At 69.7% G+C, this 19,773-nt stretch carries 15 protein-coding genes; 12 read left to right on the top strand and 3 right to left on the bottom strand.

Annotated features, from left to right (window positions below; genetic code table 11):
• The first annotated feature begins 284 nt into the window (after nucleotides 1–284).
• The 10 genes from H512_RS0116760 (at nucleotide 285) to H512_RS0116715 (ending at nucleotide 13,243) form a co-directional block, all read left to right on the top strand.
• Nucleotides 285–1,700: a glutamine synthetase family protein gene (locus H512_RS0116760; protein ID WP_053239989.1), complete on the top strand. Its 1,416-nt coding sequence runs from the start codon at nucleotides 285–287 to the stop codon at nucleotides 1,698–1,700.
• A 3-nt stretch (nucleotides 1,701–1,703) separates the two neighbouring features.
• Complete coding sequence (locus tag H512_RS0116755; protein ID WP_026784424.1) at nucleotides 1,704–2,537, top strand: hypothetical protein; 834 nt, start codon at nucleotides 1,704–1,706, stop codon at nucleotides 2,535–2,537.
• A gap of 42 nt (nucleotides 2,538–2,579) precedes the next feature.
• Entirely contained in the window at nucleotides 2,580–3,965 is a 1,386-nt protein-coding gene (locus H512_RS0116750) for an aspartate aminotransferase family protein (RefSeq protein WP_026784423.1), read from the top strand.
• A gap of 83 nt (nucleotides 3,966–4,048) precedes the next feature.
• On the top strand, nucleotides 4,049–5,350 hold the full coding sequence (locus H512_RS0116745) for an NAD(P)/FAD-dependent oxidoreductase (protein WP_245585438.1): 1,302 nt from the start codon (nucleotides 4,049–4,051) through the stop codon (nucleotides 5,348–5,350).
• A 176-nt stretch (nucleotides 5,351–5,526) separates the two neighbouring features.
• Entirely contained in the window at nucleotides 5,527–5,817 is a 291-nt protein-coding gene (locus tag H512_RS0116740; protein WP_036792277.1) for a DUF2849 domain-containing protein, read from the top strand.
• 14 nt (nucleotides 5,818–5,831) lie between these two features.
• On the top strand, nucleotides 5,832–7,487 hold the full coding sequence (locus tag H512_RS0116735; protein ID WP_026784420.1) for a nitrite/sulfite reductase: 1,656 nt from the start codon (nucleotides 5,832–5,834) through the stop codon (nucleotides 7,485–7,487).
• Nucleotides 7,477–8,199 carry a phosphoadenylyl-sulfate reductase gene (locus H512_RS0116730; RefSeq protein ID WP_026784419.1) on the top strand — a complete coding sequence of 241 codons (723 nt, stop codon included), beginning with the start codon at nucleotides 7,477–7,479 and terminating at the stop codon, nucleotides 8,197–8,199. Before H512_RS0116735 ends, H512_RS0116730 begins: the two co-directional genes overlap by 11 nt.
• A gap of 3 nt (nucleotides 8,200–8,202) precedes the next feature.
• Entirely contained in the window at nucleotides 8,203–8,751 is a 549-nt protein-coding gene (locus H512_RS24560) for a DUF934 domain-containing protein (RefSeq protein ID WP_053239983.1), read from the top strand.
• Between the two features lie 113 nt (nucleotides 8,752–8,864).
• Nucleotides 8,865–10,088, top strand: coding sequence for an efflux RND transporter periplasmic adaptor subunit (locus H512_RS0116720; RefSeq protein ID WP_026784418.1), 1,224 nt, complete (start codon nucleotides 8,865–8,867; stop codon nucleotides 10,086–10,088).
• Complete coding sequence (locus H512_RS0116715) at nucleotides 10,085–13,243, top strand: efflux RND transporter permease subunit (RefSeq protein ID WP_026784417.1); 3,159 nt, start codon at nucleotides 10,085–10,087, stop codon at nucleotides 13,241–13,243. The genes H512_RS0116720 and H512_RS0116715 overlap by 4 nt, the downstream gene beginning before the upstream one ends.
• Before the next feature lie 43 nt (nucleotides 13,244–13,286).
• On the opposite strand, the gene H512_RS0116710 is transcribed toward H512_RS0116715, so the two are convergent.
• A complete protein-coding gene (locus H512_RS0116710) occupies nucleotides 13,287–14,576 on the bottom strand; it encodes an ROK family transcriptional regulator (RefSeq protein WP_053239982.1) in 1,290 nt (429 codons plus the stop codon).
• 387 nt (nucleotides 14,577–14,963) lie between these two features.
• On the opposite strand from H512_RS0116710, the gene H512_RS0116705 reads away from it, so the two are divergent.
• Nucleotides 14,964–15,986 (top strand): substrate-binding domain-containing protein, encoded by a 1,023-nt coding sequence (locus H512_RS0116705; protein WP_026784415.1) that lies wholly within the window; start codon nucleotides 14,964–14,966, stop codon nucleotides 15,984–15,986.
• 12 nt (nucleotides 15,987–15,998) lie between these two features.
• Here the strand turns inward: H512_RS0116705 and H512_RS0116700 are convergent, their stop codons facing one another.
• Both H512_RS0116700 and H512_RS0116695 read right to left on the bottom strand, forming a co-directional pair.
• A complete protein-coding gene (locus H512_RS0116700) occupies nucleotides 15,999–16,490 on the bottom strand; it encodes a hypothetical protein (protein ID WP_026784414.1) in 492 nt (163 codons plus the stop codon).
• 53 nt (nucleotides 16,491–16,543) lie between these two features.
• Nucleotides 16,544–17,152 (bottom strand): NUDIX domain-containing protein, encoded by a 609-nt coding sequence (locus H512_RS0116695; RefSeq protein WP_084798556.1) that lies wholly within the window; start codon nucleotides 17,150–17,152, stop codon nucleotides 16,544–16,546.
• A 194-nt stretch (nucleotides 17,153–17,346) separates the two neighbouring features.
• Between H512_RS0116695 and glmU the strand changes: the two genes are divergently transcribed.
• On the top strand, nucleotides 17,347–18,711 hold the full coding sequence (gene glmU, locus H512_RS0116690; RefSeq protein ID WP_026784412.1) for a bifunctional UDP-N-acetylglucosamine diphosphorylase/glucosamine-1-phosphate N-acetyltransferase GlmU: 1,365 nt from the start codon (nucleotides 17,347–17,349) through the stop codon (nucleotides 18,709–18,711).
• The last annotated feature ends 1,062 nt before the right edge of the window (nucleotides 18,712–19,773 follow it).

The following is a 19,773-nucleotide window of genomic DNA, read 5'->3' as shown; positions in this document are numbered from 1 at the left end:
CGCGCGGACCGATCCGGCGTTCTACGCACGCTTGGGCTGGCGGCATTAATGCACAGCGGCGAAAGGACCACAACTGGTCGCTGCCCGTTTTGTGGTCCGCGGCATTTCGTCATCACTCCCACGCGGCCGAACGCCGCCGCCCCGGCGAAAAGGCGATTGCGCGGGCCAGAAAATGTCATCACAAATAGGCGGTCTGCATTTTCCGAAACACAAAGGCGCGCGTTCGGACGGGCGGGATGGAAGAGGCTCCCGCCTTCGCGCGCCAGCAACGAAAGAAAGCGATCATGAGTCTGATTTCGACCGAGCCCAAGGACGCGCCGAGGGTCGGCGAACGAAAAGCCGAGCGGGGCGTCGAGACGCTCGCCGAGGCCAGGACCTGGCTCAAGGAGCGGGGCATCGAGGACATCGAGTGCATCACGCCCGATCTCGCCGGCGTCGCCCGCGGCAAGCTGATGCCGGCCGACAAGTTCTTCTCCTCGACCGTCATGGCCATGCCGTCGTCGGTGTTCACCACCACCATCACCGGCGAGTATCCGCTGGAGGACGACAGCTTCCAGCACGACCCCTCCGACGGCGACGTGTTCCTGAAGCCGGACTTCTCGACGCTGACTGCCGTGCCCTGGGCGTCGGAGCCGACGGCGCAGATCATCCACGACGCCTTCCACCGCGACGGCCGCGCCTTCGACCTCGGCCCGCGCCAGATCCTGAGGCGGATCATCGGCCTCTACGAGCGCGAGGGGCTCAGGGCGGTGGTGGCGCCGGAGATCGAGTTCTACCTCGTCAAGCAGAACCTCGACCCCGACTATCCGCTGGAGCCGCCGATCGGCCGCTCCGGCCGCGCCGAGGCCAGCCGGCAGTCCTACTCGATCCAGCACGTCAACGAGTTCGACGACCTGTTCGACGACATCTACGAGTTCTCCGAGAAGCAGGGCCTGGAGATCGACACGCTGATCCACGAGGAGGGCGCGGCGCAGATGGAGATCAATCTCCGCCACGGCGACCCGCTCGCCCTCTGCGACCAGGTGTTCACCTTCAAGCGGACGATCCGCGAGGCGGCGCTCCGGCACAAGATGTACGCCACCTTCATGGCCAAGCCGATGAGCCGCGAGCCGGGCTCGGCGATGCACATCCACCAGTCGGTGATCGACATCGAGACCGGCCGCAACATCTTCTCCGACGACGAGGGCAACCCGACCGAGGCTTTCTTCTCGTTCATCGCCGGCCTGCAGAAATACCTGCCGGCGGTGATGTGCATCCTGGCGCCCTACGTCAACTCGTTCCGGCGGCTGACGCGCGGCACGGCGGCGCCGATCAACGTCCACTGGGGCTACGACAACCGCACCGTCGGCATCCGCGTGCCGAATTCCGGGCCGAGTTCGCGGCGCGTCGAGAACCGGGTGCCGTCGTCCGACGCCAATCCCTATCTCGCCATCGCCGCGTCGCTGGCCTGCGGCCTGCTCGGCATGCAGCAGAAGCTCACGCCGGAGGAGCCGATCCACGGCTCGGCGCGCGACCTGCCGTTCGGCCTGCCGCGCGGGCTCCTCGAAGCGCTCGCCCTGTTCGAGGACAGCGACGACCTCGCCGAGGTGTTCGGCCCGCGCTTCATGGCCACCTACCGGGCGATCAAGCAGCAGGAATACGAGACCTTCATGAACGTCATCTCAAGCTGGGAGCGGCAGCACCTGCTGCTGGCGGTGTGAGGCATGGACCGGCTGGTCGAATTCTGGAGCCGGATCGGCGACGAGACGGTCCATCCCGCCGACCGGCCGGTCTTCGATGCCTGGGAAAGCGAGCATGGAGACCGCGACGAAGCCACGCGCAAGCCGTTCGATCTCGGCTATCCGCCGTTCGCCTATTTCGGCGACATCGCGACGGCGCCGGTTGTCGTCCTCTACAACAACGGCGGCTTCGACGCGACGGCGACCGCCGCGGATTTCGCGCGCCTGGACAGGGCTTTCAGCCGGGACCGCGCCGCCATGCGCGCGGCGGTCACGCGCAATCCCGTCCTTCTTTCCGACTATTATGCCGGCACCGGCCTCGCGGATATGATCGCCGAAGGCCAGGTGGCCTGGGTCAATGCCGTTGCCTACCGGTCACGGGACGCCGGTCCGCGGGCGTTGCGGGACCTTGCGAAACGCCTGCCGTCGGTCCGGATGGCGAAGGACTGGCTGGCGGAGGCGGTCATTCCCCGGATCGAGCGCGACAACCGGCTGGTGATCGTCCATCGGTGGTCGTTGTGGGACCTCGACCGGCTGAGGGACGGCGCCGGGCGCATCCGCTTCTCCAAGGCGCCGAGAAGCCGGAACCTGTCGGCGGACATGCTCGCCGCGGTCAAGGACTTCATCCGGGACCGCGTTCCGCCGCCGATTGATTCGCCGCGCCGATCGATGTCGTCCGACACCGGTCGCGACCTCGATCTCAACGACCCGGACATCGTCGCGCTGGCGACAAGGCTGGCCGAGCGGCGCGGCGTCTCGCCCGGACAAGCCATTTTGGATGCGCTCCGCGCCGAAATCCGGCGTACACGTCAAGCTTGATCCTTCACACGTCACGAGATCATCGCCCACCCCGAGGCTGCCATGCTCACCCACAACGCCTATCCGACCGCCCACTACCGCGCCCTCGACGCGGCGCATCACCTGCATCCGTTCTCCGACACGCGGTCGCTCAACGCCGGCGGCGTGCGGGTCATCGTCAAGGGCGAGGGCGTCTGGCTGACCGACAGCGACGGCAACCGCATCCTCGACGGAATGTCCGGCCTCTGGTGCGTCAACATCGGCCACGGCCGGCCGGAGATCGCCGAGGCGGTGCAGAAGCAGATGGCCGAGATCAGCTACTACAACACCTTCTTCAAGACGACGCATCCGCCGGCTGCCGAACTGGCCGCCCTCTTGTCCGAGGTCACCCCCGACGGCTTCAACCGCGTGTTCTTCTGCGGCTCCGGCTCGGAGGCCAACGACACCGTGCTGCGCCTCGTGCGCACCTACTGGGCGACGCTCGGCCGGCCCGACAAGCAGGTGATCATCGCCCGCCGCAACGCCTACCACGGCTCGACGGTGGCCGGCGCCTCGCTCGGCGGCATGACGCCGATGCACGCCCAGGGCGGGCTGCCGATCCCCGGCATCCATCACATCGGCCAACCCTACTGGTTCGAGGAGGGCGGCGATCTCTCGCCGGCCGAATTCGGTCTTGCGGCGGCGCGCGAGCTGGAAGCGGCGATCGACGACATCGGCGAGGGCAAGGTGGCCGCCTTCATCGCCGAACCGATCCAGGGGGCGGGCGGCGTCATCATCCCCCCCGACACGTACTGGCCGGAGATCGCCCGCATCTGCCGCGAGCGCGACGTCCTGCTCGTCAGCGACGAGGTGATCTGCGGCTTCGGCCGGCTGGGAAGCTGGTTCGGCTCGCAGCATTTCGGGGTGACGCCGGACCTGATGCCGGTCGCCAAGGGCCTGTCGTCGGGCTACCTGCCGATCGGCGGCGTGCTGGTCTCCGACAAGGTGGCCGGGGTGATCGAGGACACCGGCGAGTTCAACCACGGCTTCACCTATTCGGCGCATCCGGTCTGCGCGGCGGCGGCGATCGCCAACCTCACCATCTTGCGCGAGGAGAAGCTGGTGGAGCGCGTCCGCGACGACATCGGCCCCTATCTCCGCGAACGGTGGCTAAAGCTTGCCGACCATCCGCTGGTCGGCGAGGCGCGGATGACCGGCCTGATGGGGGCGTTGGAGCTGGTGCCGGCCAAGCCGTCGCGCCGGCGCTTCGCCGGCGACGGCAGCATCGGCCTCAGATGCCGCGAGCATTCCTTCAAGAACGGCCTCGTCATGCGCCACGTCCACGACACCATGGTCGTCGCGCCGCCCTTCGTGCTCAGCCATGACGAGGCCGACGAACTGATCCGCCTCGCCACGCTGACGCTCGACATGACGCACGCCGACCTCAAGCGTGACGGCCTGATGGGCTGAGGCTGCGCAAACTTAGGCCACGTGAGCCCGTCCATTTCAGCTATGGTGCGGGCGAGAAAGACGATTCCCGAGGCCGATCCCGCATGTTCTCCCTCACCGCGCCGACCTTCATGCCCGCCGAAGGGCGAGCGCCGCACGTCGCCTCCTGGTATGCCGCCTCGGCCGGCGACATCCCGGCCTACCCGGCCCTGAAAGGCCATGTCCGGGCCGACGTCGCCGTGGTCGGCGGCGGCTACACCGGCCTGTCGGCCGCGCTGTCGCTGGCCAAAGCCGGCTACAAGGTGGTGGTGATCGAGGCCAACAAGATCGGCTGGGGCGCCTCGGGCCGCAACGGCGGCCAGGTGCACCCCGGCCAGCGGCAGGACCCGGACTGGCTGGCGTCGCGGATCGGCGAGGGGCCGACGCGCGACCTCATGCGGCTTGCCGACGAGGCACGCGGCCATCTCGACCGGCTGATCACGGAGAACGCCATCGACTGCGACTTCCGCCCCGGCCTGATCCACACCGTGCACAAGCCGCGCGAGGTGGAGGCGGAGAGGCGCCACGTCGACCACCTCCGCCGGAAATGGGGCATCGAGAAGGAGTTTCTCGACCGCGACGAAACGGCCAAGCGCATCGGCACCGACGTCTACCACGCCGCCAGCTTCGATCCGGCCGGCGGCAAGCTGCATCCGCTGAAGCTGGCGCTGGGCCTCGCCCGTGCCGCCGTCGCCGCCGGCGCGACGCTTTACGAGGACAGCCGCGTCACCCTGATCCGCCACGGCGCCAAGCCGATCGTCGTCACCGCCCTTGGCGAGGCGATGGTCGACACGGTGATCATGGCCGGCAACGGCTATCTCGGCGGCCTCGACGCCGAGACCGACGCCCGCGTGCTGCCGATCAACAATTTCGTCGTCGCCACCGAACCGCTCGACGAGGTGCTGATCCCCGGCGAGGAGGCGGTGAGCGACAGCCGCTTCGTCGTCTACTACTGGCATCAGACACCCGACCGGCGGCTGGTGTTCGGCGGCGGCGAGACCTACAGCCACGACTTTCCCGCGGATATCGCCGCTTTCGTGCGGCCGCATCTCGCCCGCGTCTACCCGAAGCTCGCGGGCGTCTCCATCAGCCACGCCTGGGGCGGCACGCTCGGCATCACCTTCAACCGCATGCCGTTCATCCGCCGGCCGAAGCCCAACGTCTTCGTCGCCGCCGGCTATTCCGGCCAGGGCGTCATGCTGGCGCCCTTCGTCGGCCACGTCGTCGCCGAGGCGGTGGCCGGAACCATGGGCCGGTTCGACGTGTTCGCCAAGGTGCCGGTGACGCCCTTCCCCGGCGGGCCGATGCTGCGCTGGCCGACGCTGGTCGCCGCCATGACCTGGTTCAAGCTGCTCGACAGCCTCTGAAAGGCGGTCTTTGCGCGGAAAATAGGCTATTGTCTTTGTAGGCTTTCAATCTTTGGCCGGCGGCGGGATGTTTTTTCCGCCGCCGCCCTGCTTTTTGAAACGATGACGCAGGCTCTCGGCGGAGCGATCGACTATGTGTTCGGTCAGGACCGTCACTGCCGGACGCCGGAGCGCCCATGCCCGAGATCTTCACCGCCAACCGCCTGTTCGACGGCGACGTCGTCTACCGCACCGCCGGCGGCGACTGGGTGGCCGACGTCGACGCCGCCGAGGTGATCGATGACGCCGACCATCTCGCCGCGACGGCGATCGCCGTTAAGGCCGACGTCGACGCCTCGAAGGTGCTCGACGCCATGCCGATCGCCGTCGTGGTGACGGACGGCCGTGTGGTGCCGAAGCGGCTGCGCGAGCGCATCCGCGCCTTCGGCCCCACCGTCAAGTCCGACCACCGGCCCGGTGCCGTCTGAACAAGGAGGCCGTCATGTATCGCTACGACGAATTCGATGCCGCCTTCGTGCGCCAGCGCGTCACCCAGTTCGCCGACCAGGTGGAGCGGCGGCTCGCCGGCGAGATCAGCGAGGACGAGTTCAAGCCGCTCAGGCTGATGAACGGCGTCTATTTGCAGCTCCACGCCTACATGCTCCGGATCGCCATTCCCTACGGCACGCTGTCGTCGCGGCAGATGCGGCGCCTCGCCCATATCGCCCGCACCTACGACAAGGGCTACGGCCACTTCACCACCCGGCAGAACGTGCAGTTCAACTGGCCGGCCCTCAAGGACGTGCCGGCCATCCTCGCCGAGCTGGCCGAGGTGGAGATGCACGCCATCCAGACCTCGGGCAACTGCATCCGCAACGTCACCGCCGACCATTTCGCCGGCGCCGCCTTCGACGAGGCCGACGATCCCCGCCCCTATGCCGAAATCCTGCGCCAGTGGTCGTCGCTGCATCCGGAGTTCAGCTTCCTGCCGCGCAAGTTCAAGATCGCGGTGACCGGCGCCGCCCACGACCGGGCGGCCATCCGCCTGCACGACATCGGCCTTGAGGTGAAGCGGGGGCCGGACGGCGGCATCGGCTTCGCCGTCCACGTCGGCGGCGGCCAGGGGCGGACGCCGATGCTGGCCCGCGAGATCAATCCCTTCGTGCCGGAGGCCGACATCCTCGCCTATGTCGACGCCATCCTGCGCGTCTACAACCTGTTCGGCCGGCGCGACAACAAGTTCAAGGCGCGCATCAAGATCCTGGTCCACGAGACCGGCATCGACGAGATCCGCCGCATGGTGGAGGAGGAGTTCGACGCCATCCGCGGCGGCGTGCTCGGCCTGCCGGCCGAGGAAGCCGAGCGCATCCGCGCCTATTTCGCGCCGCCGGCCTTCGAGGCGCGGCCGGCGGTGTCGGCAAAGCTCGACGCCGCCCGCGCCGCCAACCCGGCGCTCGATCGCTTCGTCCGTTCCAATCTCCACCGCCACAAGGCGCCGGGCTACACCTCGCTGACCATCTCGCTGAAGCCGATCGGCGGCATTCCCGGCGACGCCTCGGCCGACCAGATGGACGCCGTCGCCGCCATTGCCGAGCGCTGGGCCTTCTCGGAGATCCGCGTCAGCCACGAGCAGAACCTGATCCTGCCGCATCTGGCGCTCGACGATGTGCCGGCGGTTTACGCGGCATTGCAGGCGGCGGACCTCGCCACCGCCAACGCCGGCGCCATCACCGACATCATCGCCTGCCCCGGTCTCGACTATTGCGCGCTGGCCAACGCCCGCTCGATCCCGATCGCCTCCGAGATCAGCGAGCGCTTCGGCGCGCCGGAGCGGCAGGACGAGATCGGGCCGCTGTCGATCAAGATCTCCGGCTGCATCAACGCCTGCGGCCACCATCACGTCGGCCACATCGGCATCCTCGGCGTCGACCGCAAGGGCGAGGAATTCTACCAGATCAGCCTCGGCGGCAACCCCGATGAAAGCGCCTCGATCGGCGAGATCGTCGGCCCCGGCTTCTCCTCGGACGGCGTCGTCGATGCCGTCGAGACCATCGTCGATACCTATCTGAAGCTCCGGACGTCGCCCGGCGAGACCTTCCTCGCCGCCTACCGCCGGCTGGGCGAGGCGCCGTTCAAGGAGGCGCTCTATGGCGCCTGACGGGCTCGACGCCGAGGCGCAACGCCTTGCCGCCCTCTACGACGGGGCGGACGCGGAAGCGGTGATCGCCGCGGCGCTCGATCTTTTCGCCGGCCGCATCGCGCTGGTTTCCAGCTTCGGCGCCGACAGCGCCGTGCTGCTGGCGATGGTCGCCGACCTCGATCGCGGCCTGCCGATCCTCTTCCTCGACACCGGCAAGCTGTTCCCGGCGACGCTTCTCTACCGTGACACGCTGATCAACGCCCTCGGCCTGACCGGCGTCGTCACCCGCCGCCCCGACGCCGCCGACCTCGCCGCCGCCGATCCGGCCGGCGCGCTCTGGATGAGCGACGCCGATGCCTGCTGCGACACCCGCAAGGTGAAGCCGCTCGCCGCCGCGCTCGCGCCCTATGCCGCCTGGATTTCCGGCCGCAAGCGCTACCAGGCCGATACGCGAGCCAGCCTGCCGCCGTTCGAGGCCGAAGACGGCCGCATCAAGGTCAACCCGCTGGTCGGCTGGAACCGGGCGCGCATCGACGCCTATCGCGAGGCGCGCCGCCTGCCGCCGCATCCGCTGGTCGCCGAAGGCTATCCGTCGATCGGTTGTCTGCCTTGTACCGACCGGGTGCGGCCGGGCGAGGACGAGCGGGCCGGCCGCTGGCGCGGCCGCGGCAAGACCGAATGCGGCATCCATCATGGCCGGGCGCCCGACCCGGCCCTCCCCGGAGCCTGACCCATGGCCGCGCCATCGCCCGCCCCCCTCCGCGCCTCGACGCCCGACGTGTTCCGCAACGGCCGCTTCGAGCCCAACGATTTCGCGATTCTCGAGACGGACGGCGGCGGCGACGGGCTGATCCTGCCGCTCGCCGCGCTCCGCGCGACGCTTGAGGACAATGGCGACGGCAACGGCCCCGGCAACCGCCGGCTCGGCCTCCTCTACGCGCCGGCCGACCGCTTCGAGGACGTGGCGCCGCTCATCAGTCGCCTCGCCGTCATCGCCGTCGACTTCCCGAAATATGCCGACGGCCGCGGCTTCAGCCATGCCGCCCGCCTCGTCCGCGCCGGGTTCTCGGGCGAGATCCGCGCCGTCGGCGACGTGCTGATCGACGAGATAGCCTTGATGCGGCGCGTCGGCTTCACCGCCTTCGAGGTCAGCCACCCGACGACCCGCCGCTATCTCGCCGAGGGCCGCGACCCCTCGCCCGACCTTCACTACCAGCCGGGCGCCGTGCCCGAGCCGCCGGCCGGCACGCGCCCCTGGCTGAGGCGCCGGGCCACGGAGTGATTCTCCCCGACATAGACTTTGGTGTGATACACTTGCGTACACTTTCGCCGCTTTCGTGTCCCTAGTTTTCCGGATTATCCCTGAGGCTGCATTGCCGAACGGAGCCCGGACTCATGGCCTTCTGGAAACAACTGGCGCTTGCCCTGCTGCTGGCCCTCGCCGGCGTCGCCATCTGGGGCGCCGTCGATCCGGGGGCACGGCCGCGCCTCGCCGCCGCCGGCGTTCCGGAAGCGCTGCTGCCCAAGTGGGCATTCCTCGCCACCGACAGCGCGGCCGCCGCGACTCCGCCGGCCGCCACCGGCCACCGCAACGGCGGAAATCAGGCCGGCGGGCCGCCGGGCGGCGGCTCCTCCGGCAACCGGGCGGCGCTGGTCGTCACCGCGCCGGTGGTGATGGCCGAGACCGCCGACCGCGTCAGCGCCATCGGCACCGCCGAGGCGGCGCGCACCGTCGCCATCTTCCCGCGCGCCACCGGCATGGTGACGGAGATCGCCTTCACGCCGGGCGAGCGCGTCGAAGCCGGCGCCACGCTGGTCCGCCTCGACGACGACAGCGAGAAGATCGCCGTGGAGCAGGCGAAGATCGCCCTCGACGACGCCGACGCGCGGGCGACGCGCAACGACCGGCTGGCCGAGACCAAAGCCATTTCCGCCGCCGAGCGCGACACCGCCCGCTTCGAGCTGTCGAAGGCCCGCCTCGCGCTCCAGGAGGCCGAACTCGCCCTCAGCCGCCGCACCATCGCCGCGCCGTTTTCCGGCGTGGTCGGCCTGACGTCGGTCGAGGTCGGCGACATGGTGTCGAACGCCACGGAGCTTGTCACCCTCGACGACCGCTCGGAGATCAAGGTGGAGTTCCGCGTGCCCGAGGCCTTCGCCGCCCGCCTCGCCGTGGGACAGGCGATCGAGGTGGCAACGCCGTCGCAGCCGGGCAGGAGCTTTGCCGGCAAGGTCACCGCCGTCGGCAGCCGCATCGAGGCCGACAGCCGCACGCTGGTGGCGCAGGCGACCGTCGCCAACCCCGACGACGTGCTGAGGCCCGGCATGTCGTTTGCCGTCACCGTCCGCTTTCCCGGCGTCACTGAAACGGCCGTGCCGGCGCCGTCGGTGCAATGGGACCGCGACGGCGCCTATGTCTGGGCCGTCGACGACGGCAAGGCGAGGCGGGTCGGCGTCGGCATCGTCGAGCGCAACGCCGAGACCGTGCTGGTCAGCGGCGATCTCTCCGCCGGCGACCTGGTGGTGGTCGAGGGCGTGCAGGCGGTGCGGGCCGGCGCGCCCGTCAGGACCGCCGACAAGCCGGAGCGGATCGCCGGCAACGCCGAGGGCCAGAAGCCATGAGCGGCCGCAGCCACGCCCTCACCGCCCTGTTCGTCCGCCGGCCGGTGCTGGCGCTGGTGGTCAACGCGCTGGTCATCGTCGCCGGCCTCGCCGCCTATCGCGACGTCGAGGTGCGCGAACTGCCGGACGTCGACCGCCCGGTGGTCACCGTCAGCGTCGGCTATACCGGCGCCGCGCCGGAGACCATCGACACCGACGTCACCGCCCGCGTCGAATCGGCGGTGGCGCGCGTCGCCGGCGTCACCTCGATCTCCGGCCGGTCGAGCTTCGGCCGGGCGCGCGTCACCATCGAATTCTCCGAGACCACCGACCTCAACGTCGCCGCCAACGACACCCGCGACGCGGTGAGCCGCATCCGCAACCAGTTGCCGGACGGCATCGACGAGCCGCAGATCGTCAAGGCCGACGCCGACGGCGACGCCATCATCCGCCTGGCCGTCACCTCCGACCGGGTGTCGCTCGAAGACCTCACCAGCCTGGTCAACGACCACATCGCCGACGCGCTGGCCGCCGTCGACGGCGTCGCCGACGTGCAGGTGTTCGGCGACCAGGAGCCGGTGTTCCGCGTCGACATCGACCAGACGGCACTGGCCGCCCGCGGCCTCACCGTCGCCGACCTCACGTCGACGCTGGCCACCGTGTCGATGGACAGCCCGGCCGGCTCGCTGGCCAGCCGCGACCTCAGCCTCGTGGTGCGTGCCGACGCCCGCATCACCGACGCCGCCGGCATGGCCAACCTGCTGGTCGACGCCCGGACGCGGCTCGGCGACGTGGCGACGGTGACGCTCGCCCCGGACACCGGCACCTCGCAGCTCAAGATCAACGGCAAGGCCGGCATCGGCATGGGCATCGTCCGCGCCGCCCGCTCCAACTCGATCCAGATCTCCAACGACGTCGCCCGCGTCGTCGAGAGCCTGAAGCCGACGCTGCCGGACGGCGTCACGCTGGCGGTCACCTCCGACGAGGCGCGCTTCATCAACGGCGCCCTGCACGAGGTGATCCTGGCGCTGGGGCTCGGCGTGGTGATCGTCATCGCCGTCATCTACCTGTTCCTCGCCAACTGGCGGGCGACGCTGATCCCGGCCATCACCATCCCGGTGTCGCTGATCGGCACGCTGGCCGCCATGTGGCTGGCCGGCTTCTCGATCAACATCGTCACCCTGCTCGCCCTGGTGCTGGCCACCGGCCTCGTGGTCGACGACGCCATCGTCGTGCTCGAAAACATCGTCCGCCGCCGCCACATGGGCATGAAGGCGCGGGCGGCGGCGGTGCTCGGCACCGAGGAAGTGTTCTTCGCCGTGCTGGCCACCACGGCGACGCTGGCCGCCGTGTTCGTGCCGATCTCCTTCCTGCCCGGCACCGCCGGCAGCCTGTTCCGCGAATTCGGCTTCGTGCTGGCCATCGCCGTCACCATCTCCGGCTTCACCGCCCTGACCTTCGCGCCGATGCTGGCCGCCACCATCCTGCCGGCCGAGGAGGCGCAGAAGCGGGCGATCATGCCGCGCCTGCTCGGCGCCGCCGGCCGGCCGCTCGCCGCGCTCTACGGCCGCCTGCTCGATGCGGCGCTGGCCGCGCCGCTGATCGTCGCCCTCCTGTCGGTCGCCTTCGGCGCCGTCGCCTGGATCGTCTTCCAGGGCCTGCCGAGCGAGCTGACGCCGCGCGAGGATCGCGGCTCGGTGACGCTGTCGATCAGCGCGCCGTCCGGCATTTCCATCGACGCCATGGGCCGGCAGATGGATAAGGTGGCCGCCGTGGTCCAGCCCTATCTCGACAGCGGCGAGGCGACGGCCAGCTTCGCCATCGCCGGCCGCGGCGACACCAACTCCGGCTTCATGATGGTGACGCTCGCCCCCTGGGAGAAGCGCAGCCGCGGCCAGGCGGAGATCGCCGCCGAGATCAACGGCAAGCTCGCCGCCATCCCGGCCATCCAGGCCCGCGTCTTCAGCTCCAACTCGCTCGGCATCCGCGGCGGCGGCCAGGGCCTCAGGCTGTCGCTGGTCGGCCCCGACTTCGACGGCCTGTCCAAGGTCGGCGACGCCTTCATCAAGGCGCTGGAGGCCCGGCCGGAAGTGCGCGGCGCCACGCTCGACTACCAGCCGACGCAGCCGCAGCTCGCCGTGCGCATCGACCGCGACCGGGCGCAGGACCTCGGCATCCCCGTCGCCGGCCTCGCCCAGGCGCTGCAAGCCGTGCTCGACGGCCGCGAGGTGGTCGACGTGTCGGTCGGCGACCGCATCATCCCGGTCAAGCTGGTCTCCACCGCCAACCCGATCGACGATCCCACCGACCTCGGCAACGTCTTCCTCAGAACCGCCGACAAGCGGATGGTGCCGATGAGCGCCATCGCCACGCTGGTCGAGGGCTCGACGGCGCCGGGCCTCTCCCGCGACGGCCAGCAGCGGGCGGTGCCGATCTCCGTCGATCCCGCCCCCGGCGTGGCGCTCCGCCAGGCGATGGCGGTGGCCGACGAGGTGGCGGCCTCGGTGCTGCCGGCCGGCTACGGCATCAAGCAGACCGGCGAGGCGGCGGCGCTGGCCCAGACGTCGGCCGGCCTCACCACCACCTTCGGCTTCGCGCTGATCGTGGTGCTCCTGGTGCTCGCCGCCCAGTTCGAGAGCTTCGTCGCCGCGCTGATCATCATCGCCACCGTGCCCTTCGGCCTCGCCGCCGCGGTGTTCGCCATCCGCTTCACCGGCGGCACGCTCAACATCTACAGCCAGATCGGCCTCGTGATGGTGGTCGGCATCATGGCCAAGAACGGCATCCTGATCGTCGAATTCGCCAACCAGCTCCGCGACGAGGGCAAGAGCGTCCGCGAGGCGATCGGCACCGCCGCCCGCATCCGCCTGAGACCGGTGGTGATGACCATGATCGCCACCATCGTCGGCGCCGTGCCGCTGGTGCTGGCCTTCGGCGCCGGCGCCGAGGCGCGCATCGCCCTCGGCTGGGTGCTGGTCGGCGGCCTCGGCTTTGCGACGATCTTCACGCTGTTCCTGACGCCGGTCGCCTACCTGACGCTGGCCGGCTTCGCCAAGCCGCGCGGCCACGTCGAGCGGCTCTTGTCGGGCGAACTCTCGGCCGCCGAGGCCATGGGCCTCACCGAGGACGAGCAGCCGGCGCGGCCGGAGCCGGAGCCGAAACTCGCCGCCGAATGACTCAGGCGAGATGATTCAGGCGAGATGATTCAGGCGATATGACTCAGGCGATGCGGAAGCGCCGCGCCTCGGCCGGGTTGGAGAACACCTCGCGGTCGAGCCGGGTCAGCATGTAGGAGACGAGGCCGGTCATGATCATGTCGGTCTGCCAGGGCAGCGTCTCGATCACCGTCGAGCGGCTGAGGTCCTCGACCAGCGCCGCCTCGATCGCCGTCTTCATCCCCGCCTCGAACAGCGGGTAGGCGCGCACCGAGCCGCCGGTCAGCACGATGCGGCTGGGATTGATCAGCGCCATCAGCCGGGCGAGGCCGTAGCCGAGCGTCTCGCCGGCCCGCCGGTAGATCGCCTGCATGGCCTCGTCGCCGGCATAGGCGGCCGCCTCGTGGGCGATCAGCTCCCCTTGCGTCGGCCGCACGCTGAGCGGCGGCGCATCCTCCGGCAGGCCGAGCGCCTGGCGGTGGATGGCGTAGTCGGCGATGTAGGCTTCGAGGCAGCCGCGCCGGCCGCACTGGCAGAGGGCGCCGCCCGGCAGGTGGTTCATGTGCCCGAACTCGGCGGCCGAGCCGGCGGCGCCGTGGTGCAGCCGGTCGCCGACGAACAGGCCGGCGCCGACGCCCTGGTCGACGAAGATCACCGCGAAGGTGCCGTTGTAGACGTCCGGGTTGGCCTCGTGCAGGGCCTGGGCGATCATGTTGGCGTCGTTGGAGAGAATGCAGGTGCGGCCCGTCAGCGCCCGGAGCGGCTCGACGAGGCGCATGTCGCGGGCGCGGAAGGCCGGCGACCACATCACCGAGCCGGTGTTGGTGTCGACGAAGCCCTGCGCGCCGATGGCGATCTCGGCCACCTGGCGGAAGTCGATGCCGTTGTCGGCGACGATGCGGCCGATCAGCTCGGCGAGCTTGTGCGGGAAGCTGTCGCGCGTCTCCTCATAGGTCGATACCACCGGCTCCTGCCGGTCGATGATGCGGCCGTCGAAATCGGCGAGCTGCAGCACGATGCTGTCGCGCGAGATCTTCACCGCCAGTACGTAGCCGGCCGTCGGATCGAGCCGCAGCATGACGCGCGGCCGGCCGCGCCGCACCGGCTCGGCCTGCGCCTCGCCGCCCTCGGCCTCGTCGTCGCGCGCCTCCACCAGCCCCTCGGCGATCAGGTCGGCGGTGATGGCGGTGATGGTGGCCGGCGACAGGCGCGTCTCGGCGCCGAGGTCGACGCGGGCGATCGGCTCGCGGCGGCGCAGCGCCGACAGCACCAGCGAGCGGTTCTGTCGCCGGACGTGATCGCTGTCGGCCTTGCCTGTCGGGGCGCGCCGCGATCCATCTCCACGCACGGTCATGATGACGACTATCCTCCCGGTGCCGGACGGCTGTCCGCCGGCTTCCCCCGCCCTCTTCTCCGAGGCAACCGCCCGACGGCGATTGCCTGGCTCCCCTGCCCCAGTGCCGGCGGGCCTCCCGCCCCACGGCTCTGGCACCGCTTTCCGTCCTTGCCAAGCAAGATCCGCTGCACGGCGGCGCCGGCAGCTGCGGTCGCGGTTCCGAAATCCCTGAGTCCCTTTGGTCGGCGCGATATTGACACACGGCCTCCGGCCGGGTCCATGCTTTTTTTGGACTTCAAATATAATCATTGGGTCGAGCCACCGGCGGCTCGCCTTCACAACGCCCGGTCTCGCGGCTATTGTCCGCACGCCCATGGAAAAGCCTTTCGGGGGGACGTCTTCGACATGCGGAGAGCGCTTCCGGTTCTCGCCCTTCTCCTCTGCTGCCAGACGACGGCCGACGCGGCGCCGCTGGTCGGCATCAGTTGGCCGGGCGACGTGGCACGCCAGTGGAAGACCGATTCGGAGACCATCCGCGACAGCGTTGCCGCCGCTTCCGGCGCCGTCGTCGAAACGGACGCGCGGCTGTCGGCCGCCAAGCAGATTCTCGACGTGCGACGGCTGATCGCCGCCGACGTCGACGCGCTGGTGGTGGCCGCTGTCGAGCAGCGGGCGCTGGAGCCGGCGATCCGCGAGGCGGTGGCCGTCGGCATCCCGGTGATCGGCTACGACCGGCCGATCAGCCTCGACGGCGTGTTCTCGGTCGGCTTCGACCAGAAGGAAGTCGGCCGACTGCAGGCGCTCGCCCTCTACGCGGCGCGGCCGCGCGGCGACTGGGTGCTGCTGAAGGGCGACTTCGACGATCCGCAGACCGCCCGCCTCTACGCCGGCCAGTACGGCGTGCTGAGGGACTCGATCACCGCCGGGCTGATCCGCATCGCCGGCGAGGCCTATACGCCGGGCGGGCTGTCACTCAACGCCCGCCGCGCCTTCGGCAACATCCTCGACGACACACGCAACGCCGTCGACGCCGTGCTGACGCCGGACGACGCCAGCGCCGGCGAGGCGATCTCGGTGCTGGAGGCGCGCGGCCTGATCGGCAAGGTGGCGGTGGTCGGCCAGGGCGGCGATCCGCAGACGCTCAACCGCATCGCCCGCGGCCAGCAGGCGGCCACCATCTGGGAGGATCACGCGGCGCTGGCCCGCAAGGCGGCCGAGGTGGCGCTGAAGCTGGCCGAGGGCCGCGCGCCGCGCGAACTCGGCGTGGCCCTGCCGGCCGGCGACGCCGGCGGCGTCACCTACGAGCTGCATCTCCAGCCCTTCACCATCACCGCCGACGCGCTCGGCCTGGCGCTGGCCGCCGGCTGGATCGACGCTGGCCGCCTGTGCCGCGACGTGCCGGCCGGCCGCCTCGCCGACTGTCCCTAATATCGCCGAACATCAGAGCGACAATTGCGCCTGCCTGACCTTTTCGGTCACGTCGACGACGCCGGGGATCGCCCAGACCGAATCCCGCAGCATGAACCGGTGTGCGTTGACGTGCCTGGTGTAGACGGATTTCTCGATGACCGTCGAAATCGGGATCAGCGCGGCGCGGGAGACATCGAAGTTCTCATCCAGCAGGACGGCCGCGAGAATGTCGAACGGGTCGTTCAGCAGATTTCGCAGGGCGGAGAGCTGGCGCGACGGATTGCGCGCGCTCACCCGCCGACACTTGATCTGGTAGCGCAGGCGCCTGTCGTCGACGGCGTCATAACCCGCCGAGGAATTGGTTTCGAGCGTCCAGCCGAAGGCCCGCGAGAACAGCAGTTCGGCATAGTCTCCGGCAGGCCCGTTCGAACTGCGGACGACTTCGCGACGCCTGAGTTCGTCGAGAATACCCGCATGCAGCCGCAGCAGCTCCTTGGCCGACAGGTGTTCCAGGTCCGTCATGCTCTCGTCCCCGGTCCTTCTCCGCCGCCACCGCATGTCGCCGGGCGACGCGCTCAGGCAAACAACTCCGGCCGGCGGCGGCGCAGTTCCTCGATCAGGAACCGCGTCTTGAGGTCGAGCGGCTCGCCGCGGTCGGCCAGCTCGGCCAGCAGCGACAGCGGCAGTTCCACCACCTCGATCTCCTCGTTCTCGTCGGCGAGGCCACCGCCCTGGCCACGCGCCGCCTCGGCGTCGATCTCGCCGAGGTAGAGCCAGAGCCGCTCGGTGAGGGCGCCCGGCGACACATAGGAACGGCCGAGAAAGTCCAGCTTGCCGACCACGACGCCGGCCTCCTCCCAGGCCTCGCGGCGCACCGTCGTCTCGCCGTCCTCGCCGTCGTCGACGATGCCGGCGATCGCCTCCAGCGTGACGCCCCGGCCGTCGGCGAGCAGCGCGGCGGCGCGTACCTGCCGCACCAGCACCGCCGTGCGGCGGTGGGGATCGTAGGCGAGGACCGCGGCGCCGTCGCCATGGTCGTGCACTTCGCGGCGGACCAGCCGGCGCTCGCCGTGCACCGTGGTTTCGAGGACGGCGACCTCCAGCGTCAGCCAGCCGTCGTAGACGGTGCGACGCTCCTTGACCGACACCGGCGGCAGCCGGTCTTCCGGAAGTCGGTCGGTCATGCGAAGCCTCCTCGATCTCTGTTGATTGCGATCCTTGATAGCCGCCCGCCCCCGGCGCCGCCAGCGCGGCGGGCGCTGCGTCGCTTCTCGAGCGATGCCGGCCGGCCGAAGCTGTCGCCGGCCGGCCACAGTCGGCGCTTGACCGCCACCCCGCGCCTCGGCCAAATGCGGCGATATCGTTTGGGAGCCTCACCATGACCGATCCGTCCTGCCTCGCCGTCGTCCTCGCGGCCGGAGAAGGCACGCGCATGAAATCCGACCAGCCGAAGGTGATGCACCCGATCGGCGGCCGGCCGCTGATCGACGCGGTGCTGGACAGCGCCCGCGCCGGCGGCGCCGGCCGGTTGGCGGTGGTGATCGGCGCCGGTGCCGACAAGGTGCGCGCCCATCTCGCCAAGGCGGCGCCGGATGCACGGGTATTCGAGCAGCGCGAGCGGCTCGGCACGGCGCACGCCGCGCTGTCGGCGCGCCAAGCGCTGACCGGCCACGCCGGCCCGGTGCTGGTGCTGTTCGGCGACACGCCGCTGGTCCGGCCGGCCACCATCGCCGCGCTGATCGGCCGGCTCGGAGCCGGCGCCGACATCGCGCTGCTCGGCTTTGCCACCGACGCGCCGACCGGCTACGGCCGGCTGATCGTCGAGGACGGCCGGCTGGTCGCCATCGTCGAGGAAAAGGACGCCGACGCGGCAACCAAGGCGATCCGGCTCTGCAACTCCGGCATCATGGCCTTCCGGCCCGGCCTGTTGCCGGACCTGCTCGACGCCATCGGCAACGCCAACGCCAAGGGCGAATACTATCTGACCGACGCCATCGCCATCGCCACGGCGCGCGGCCTCAGGGCCGAGGCATTGATCGGCGACGACGAGAGCGAGTTCGTCGGCGTCAACGATCGCGCCCAGCTCGCCGCCGCCGAGGCCATCTTCCAGCGGCGGGCGCGTGACGAGGCCATGGCGGCCGGCGCGACGCTGGTCGCCCCTGAAACAGTGTTCTTCTCCCATGACACGCGGCTCGGCCGCGACGTGATCGTCGAGCCCAACGTGGTGTTCGCGCCCGGCGTCGAGGTGGCGTCGGGCGTGACGATCCGCGCCTTCAGCCATCTCGAAGGCGCCCGCGTCGCCTCCGGGGCGATCGTCGGTCCCTATGCGCGGCTGCGCCCCGGCGCCGACCTCGCCGAGAACGTCCACGTCGGCAACTTCGTCGAGATCAAGAACGCCCGCGTCGATCGCGGCGCCAAGGTCAACCACCTCACCTATATCGGCGACGCCTCGATCGGCGCCCGCACCAACGTCGGCGCCGGCACCATCACCTGCAACTACGACGGCGTGTTCAAGCACAAGACCACCATCGGCGCCGATGTCTTCGTCGGCTCCAACACGGTGATGGTGGCGCCGGTCAGGATCGGCGACAACGCGCTGACCGCCGCCGGCTCGGTGATCACCACCGATGTGCCCGACGACGCGCTGGTGTTCGGCCGCGCCCGCCAGGAGGTGAAGGAGGGACGGGGTGCCGCCATCAAGGCGGCGCTGGTCGCCAGGAAGGCGGCGAAGCCGGCCGGCTGAGGTCCACTTGCCGGCGCGGCGTGGACGAGGCCCGCCCGCGCCGCGAGCTTTTCCGCCGCTCAGGAGGCGGCTCGCCGTCTCGGGTGGCATCGCCTCGTCATTTCTTCCGATCCGGGTCGGCTGCGCCGCGCCGCGCCGTACTGCTTCGCTGCCTGCTGCGACCGGACTCATTCCCTTTTGCCACAGTTGCCATGCCCGAAACGATGGTTCTGATCACGCGCCGCACCTCGGTCGTGGGCGAGCCGATACCAGGTCCGGCGCCAGCAGGCGGCCGGCCCTGAGCGCCGCGACAGGGCGGCAAACGGGCCGCCGGCACCCCATCTCCCGGCTGTTCCGCCGGCTTCCGCGGTTCCTCCGGAGCGCCTGAGCCGGCCCGACAACGTTTTGAGGGCCGAAATTCGACCGAAACGTTCATCAAAACATGGACGATCCTGTTCCCATTCGACGAGGAAAGCCTCGCCTCCACGCCATGCCTCCGGGAAAACTTCCGGGGTTTGGCGGAGCCAGAGAAAAGGCCGGACGGGGAACAACACACGTCGAAATATAGGAATGTCTTCCATATTCTACTTAAAATCATCTATTTTGTATTTTACCTATAAAAATTTTCTTCGATTCTCGAATTTAAAAATTTTGGATCGTCAAAAAACGCTCAAAATTCTCCTAAAGTCGAATTTTCCCTTTTGATTTCGTCGGTTTGCCAGAGCACCATATTCCCCTATCGTCAAAATGCACGGGATTGCACGGATAAAGGCGGGACTTGCGGAGGCGAGGCCGCTTGGCTAAACTATTACATAAAGTCGTTCCGGCGCCTGGGAAGAGGACCGGAGTTCACGGCCGGATCGGGGGAAAAATCAGGTATGACAGGGAGTTGCGAGCGTAGTGCCTGCGGCAGTGCGCGGCCTGTGGCCGATGCTATCTGGTCGTTTGCGGCGCTTCGCCCCGACATGACAGGATCGCGCCCCACCCGACAAGGCGTTTCGTCCACGGACAAAGATGTCATGCCCCGATGCGATGCATCCGGCGTGGCGGGAGGATTTTCCTCTTTCGTCCGTCGCATCGGCA

Origin of the sequence: Pleomorphomonas koreensis DSM 23070 (genome assembly GCF_000425185.1) — a bacterium.
GTDB lineage: Bacteria > Pseudomonadota > Alphaproteobacteria > Rhizobiales > Pleomorphomonadaceae > Pleomorphomonas > Pleomorphomonas koreensis.
Note: the sequence above shows the minus strand (reverse complement) of the source record. Positions and strands in the feature narration are given on the sequence as shown.

What these genes read in the sequence shown, in the direction of transcription:
- H512_RS0116760 (WP_053239989.1), top strand. Translation starts at nt 285, where the DNA reads ATGAGTCTGATTTCGACCGAGCCCAAGGACGCGCCGAGGGTCGGCGAA.
- H512_RS0116755 (WP_026784424.1), top strand. Translation starts at nt 1,704, where the DNA reads ATGGACCGGCTGGTCGAATTCTGGAGCCGGATCGGCGACGAGACGGTC.
- H512_RS0116750 (WP_026784423.1), top strand. Translation starts at nt 2,580, where the DNA reads ATGCTCACCCACAACGCCTATCCGACCGCCCACTACCGCGCCCTCGAC.
- H512_RS0116745 (WP_245585438.1), top strand. Translation starts at nt 4,049, where the DNA reads ATGTTCTCCCTCACCGCGCCGACCTTCATGCCCGCCGAAGGGCGAGCG.
- H512_RS0116740 (WP_036792277.1), top strand. Translation starts at nt 5,527, where the DNA reads ATGCCCGAGATCTTCACCGCCAACCGCCTGTTCGACGGCGACGTCGTC.
- H512_RS0116735 (WP_026784420.1), top strand. Translation starts at nt 5,832, where the DNA reads ATGTATCGCTACGACGAATTCGATGCCGCCTTCGTGCGCCAGCGCGTC.
- H512_RS0116730 (WP_026784419.1), top strand. Translation starts at nt 7,477, where the DNA reads ATGGCGCCTGACGGGCTCGACGCCGAGGCGCAACGCCTTGCCGCCCTC.
- H512_RS24560 (WP_053239983.1), top strand. Translation starts at nt 8,203, where the DNA reads ATGGCCGCGCCATCGCCCGCCCCCCTCCGCGCCTCGACGCCCGACGTG.
- H512_RS0116720 (WP_026784418.1), top strand. Translation starts at nt 8,865, where the DNA reads ATGGCCTTCTGGAAACAACTGGCGCTTGCCCTGCTGCTGGCCCTCGCC.
- H512_RS0116715 (WP_026784417.1), top strand. Translation starts at nt 10,085, where the DNA reads ATGAGCGGCCGCAGCCACGCCCTCACCGCCCTGTTCGTCCGCCGGCCG.
- H512_RS0116710 (WP_053239982.1), bottom strand. Translation starts at nt 14,576, where the DNA reads ATGACCGTGCGTGGAGATGGATCGCGGCGCGCCCCGACAGGCAAGGCC.
- H512_RS0116705 (WP_026784415.1), top strand. Translation starts at nt 14,964, where the DNA reads ATGCGGAGAGCGCTTCCGGTTCTCGCCCTTCTCCTCTGCTGCCAGACG.
- H512_RS0116700 (WP_026784414.1), bottom strand. Translation starts at nt 16,490, where the DNA reads ATGACGGACCTGGAACACCTGTCGGCCAAGGAGCTGCTGCGGCTGCAT.
- H512_RS0116695 (WP_084798556.1), bottom strand. Translation starts at nt 17,152, where the DNA reads ATGACCGACCGACTTCCGGAAGACCGGCTGCCGCCGGTGTCGGTCAAG.
- glmU (WP_026784412.1), top strand. Translation starts at nt 17,347, where the DNA reads ATGACCGATCCGTCCTGCCTCGCCGTCGTCCTCGCGGCCGGAGAAGGC.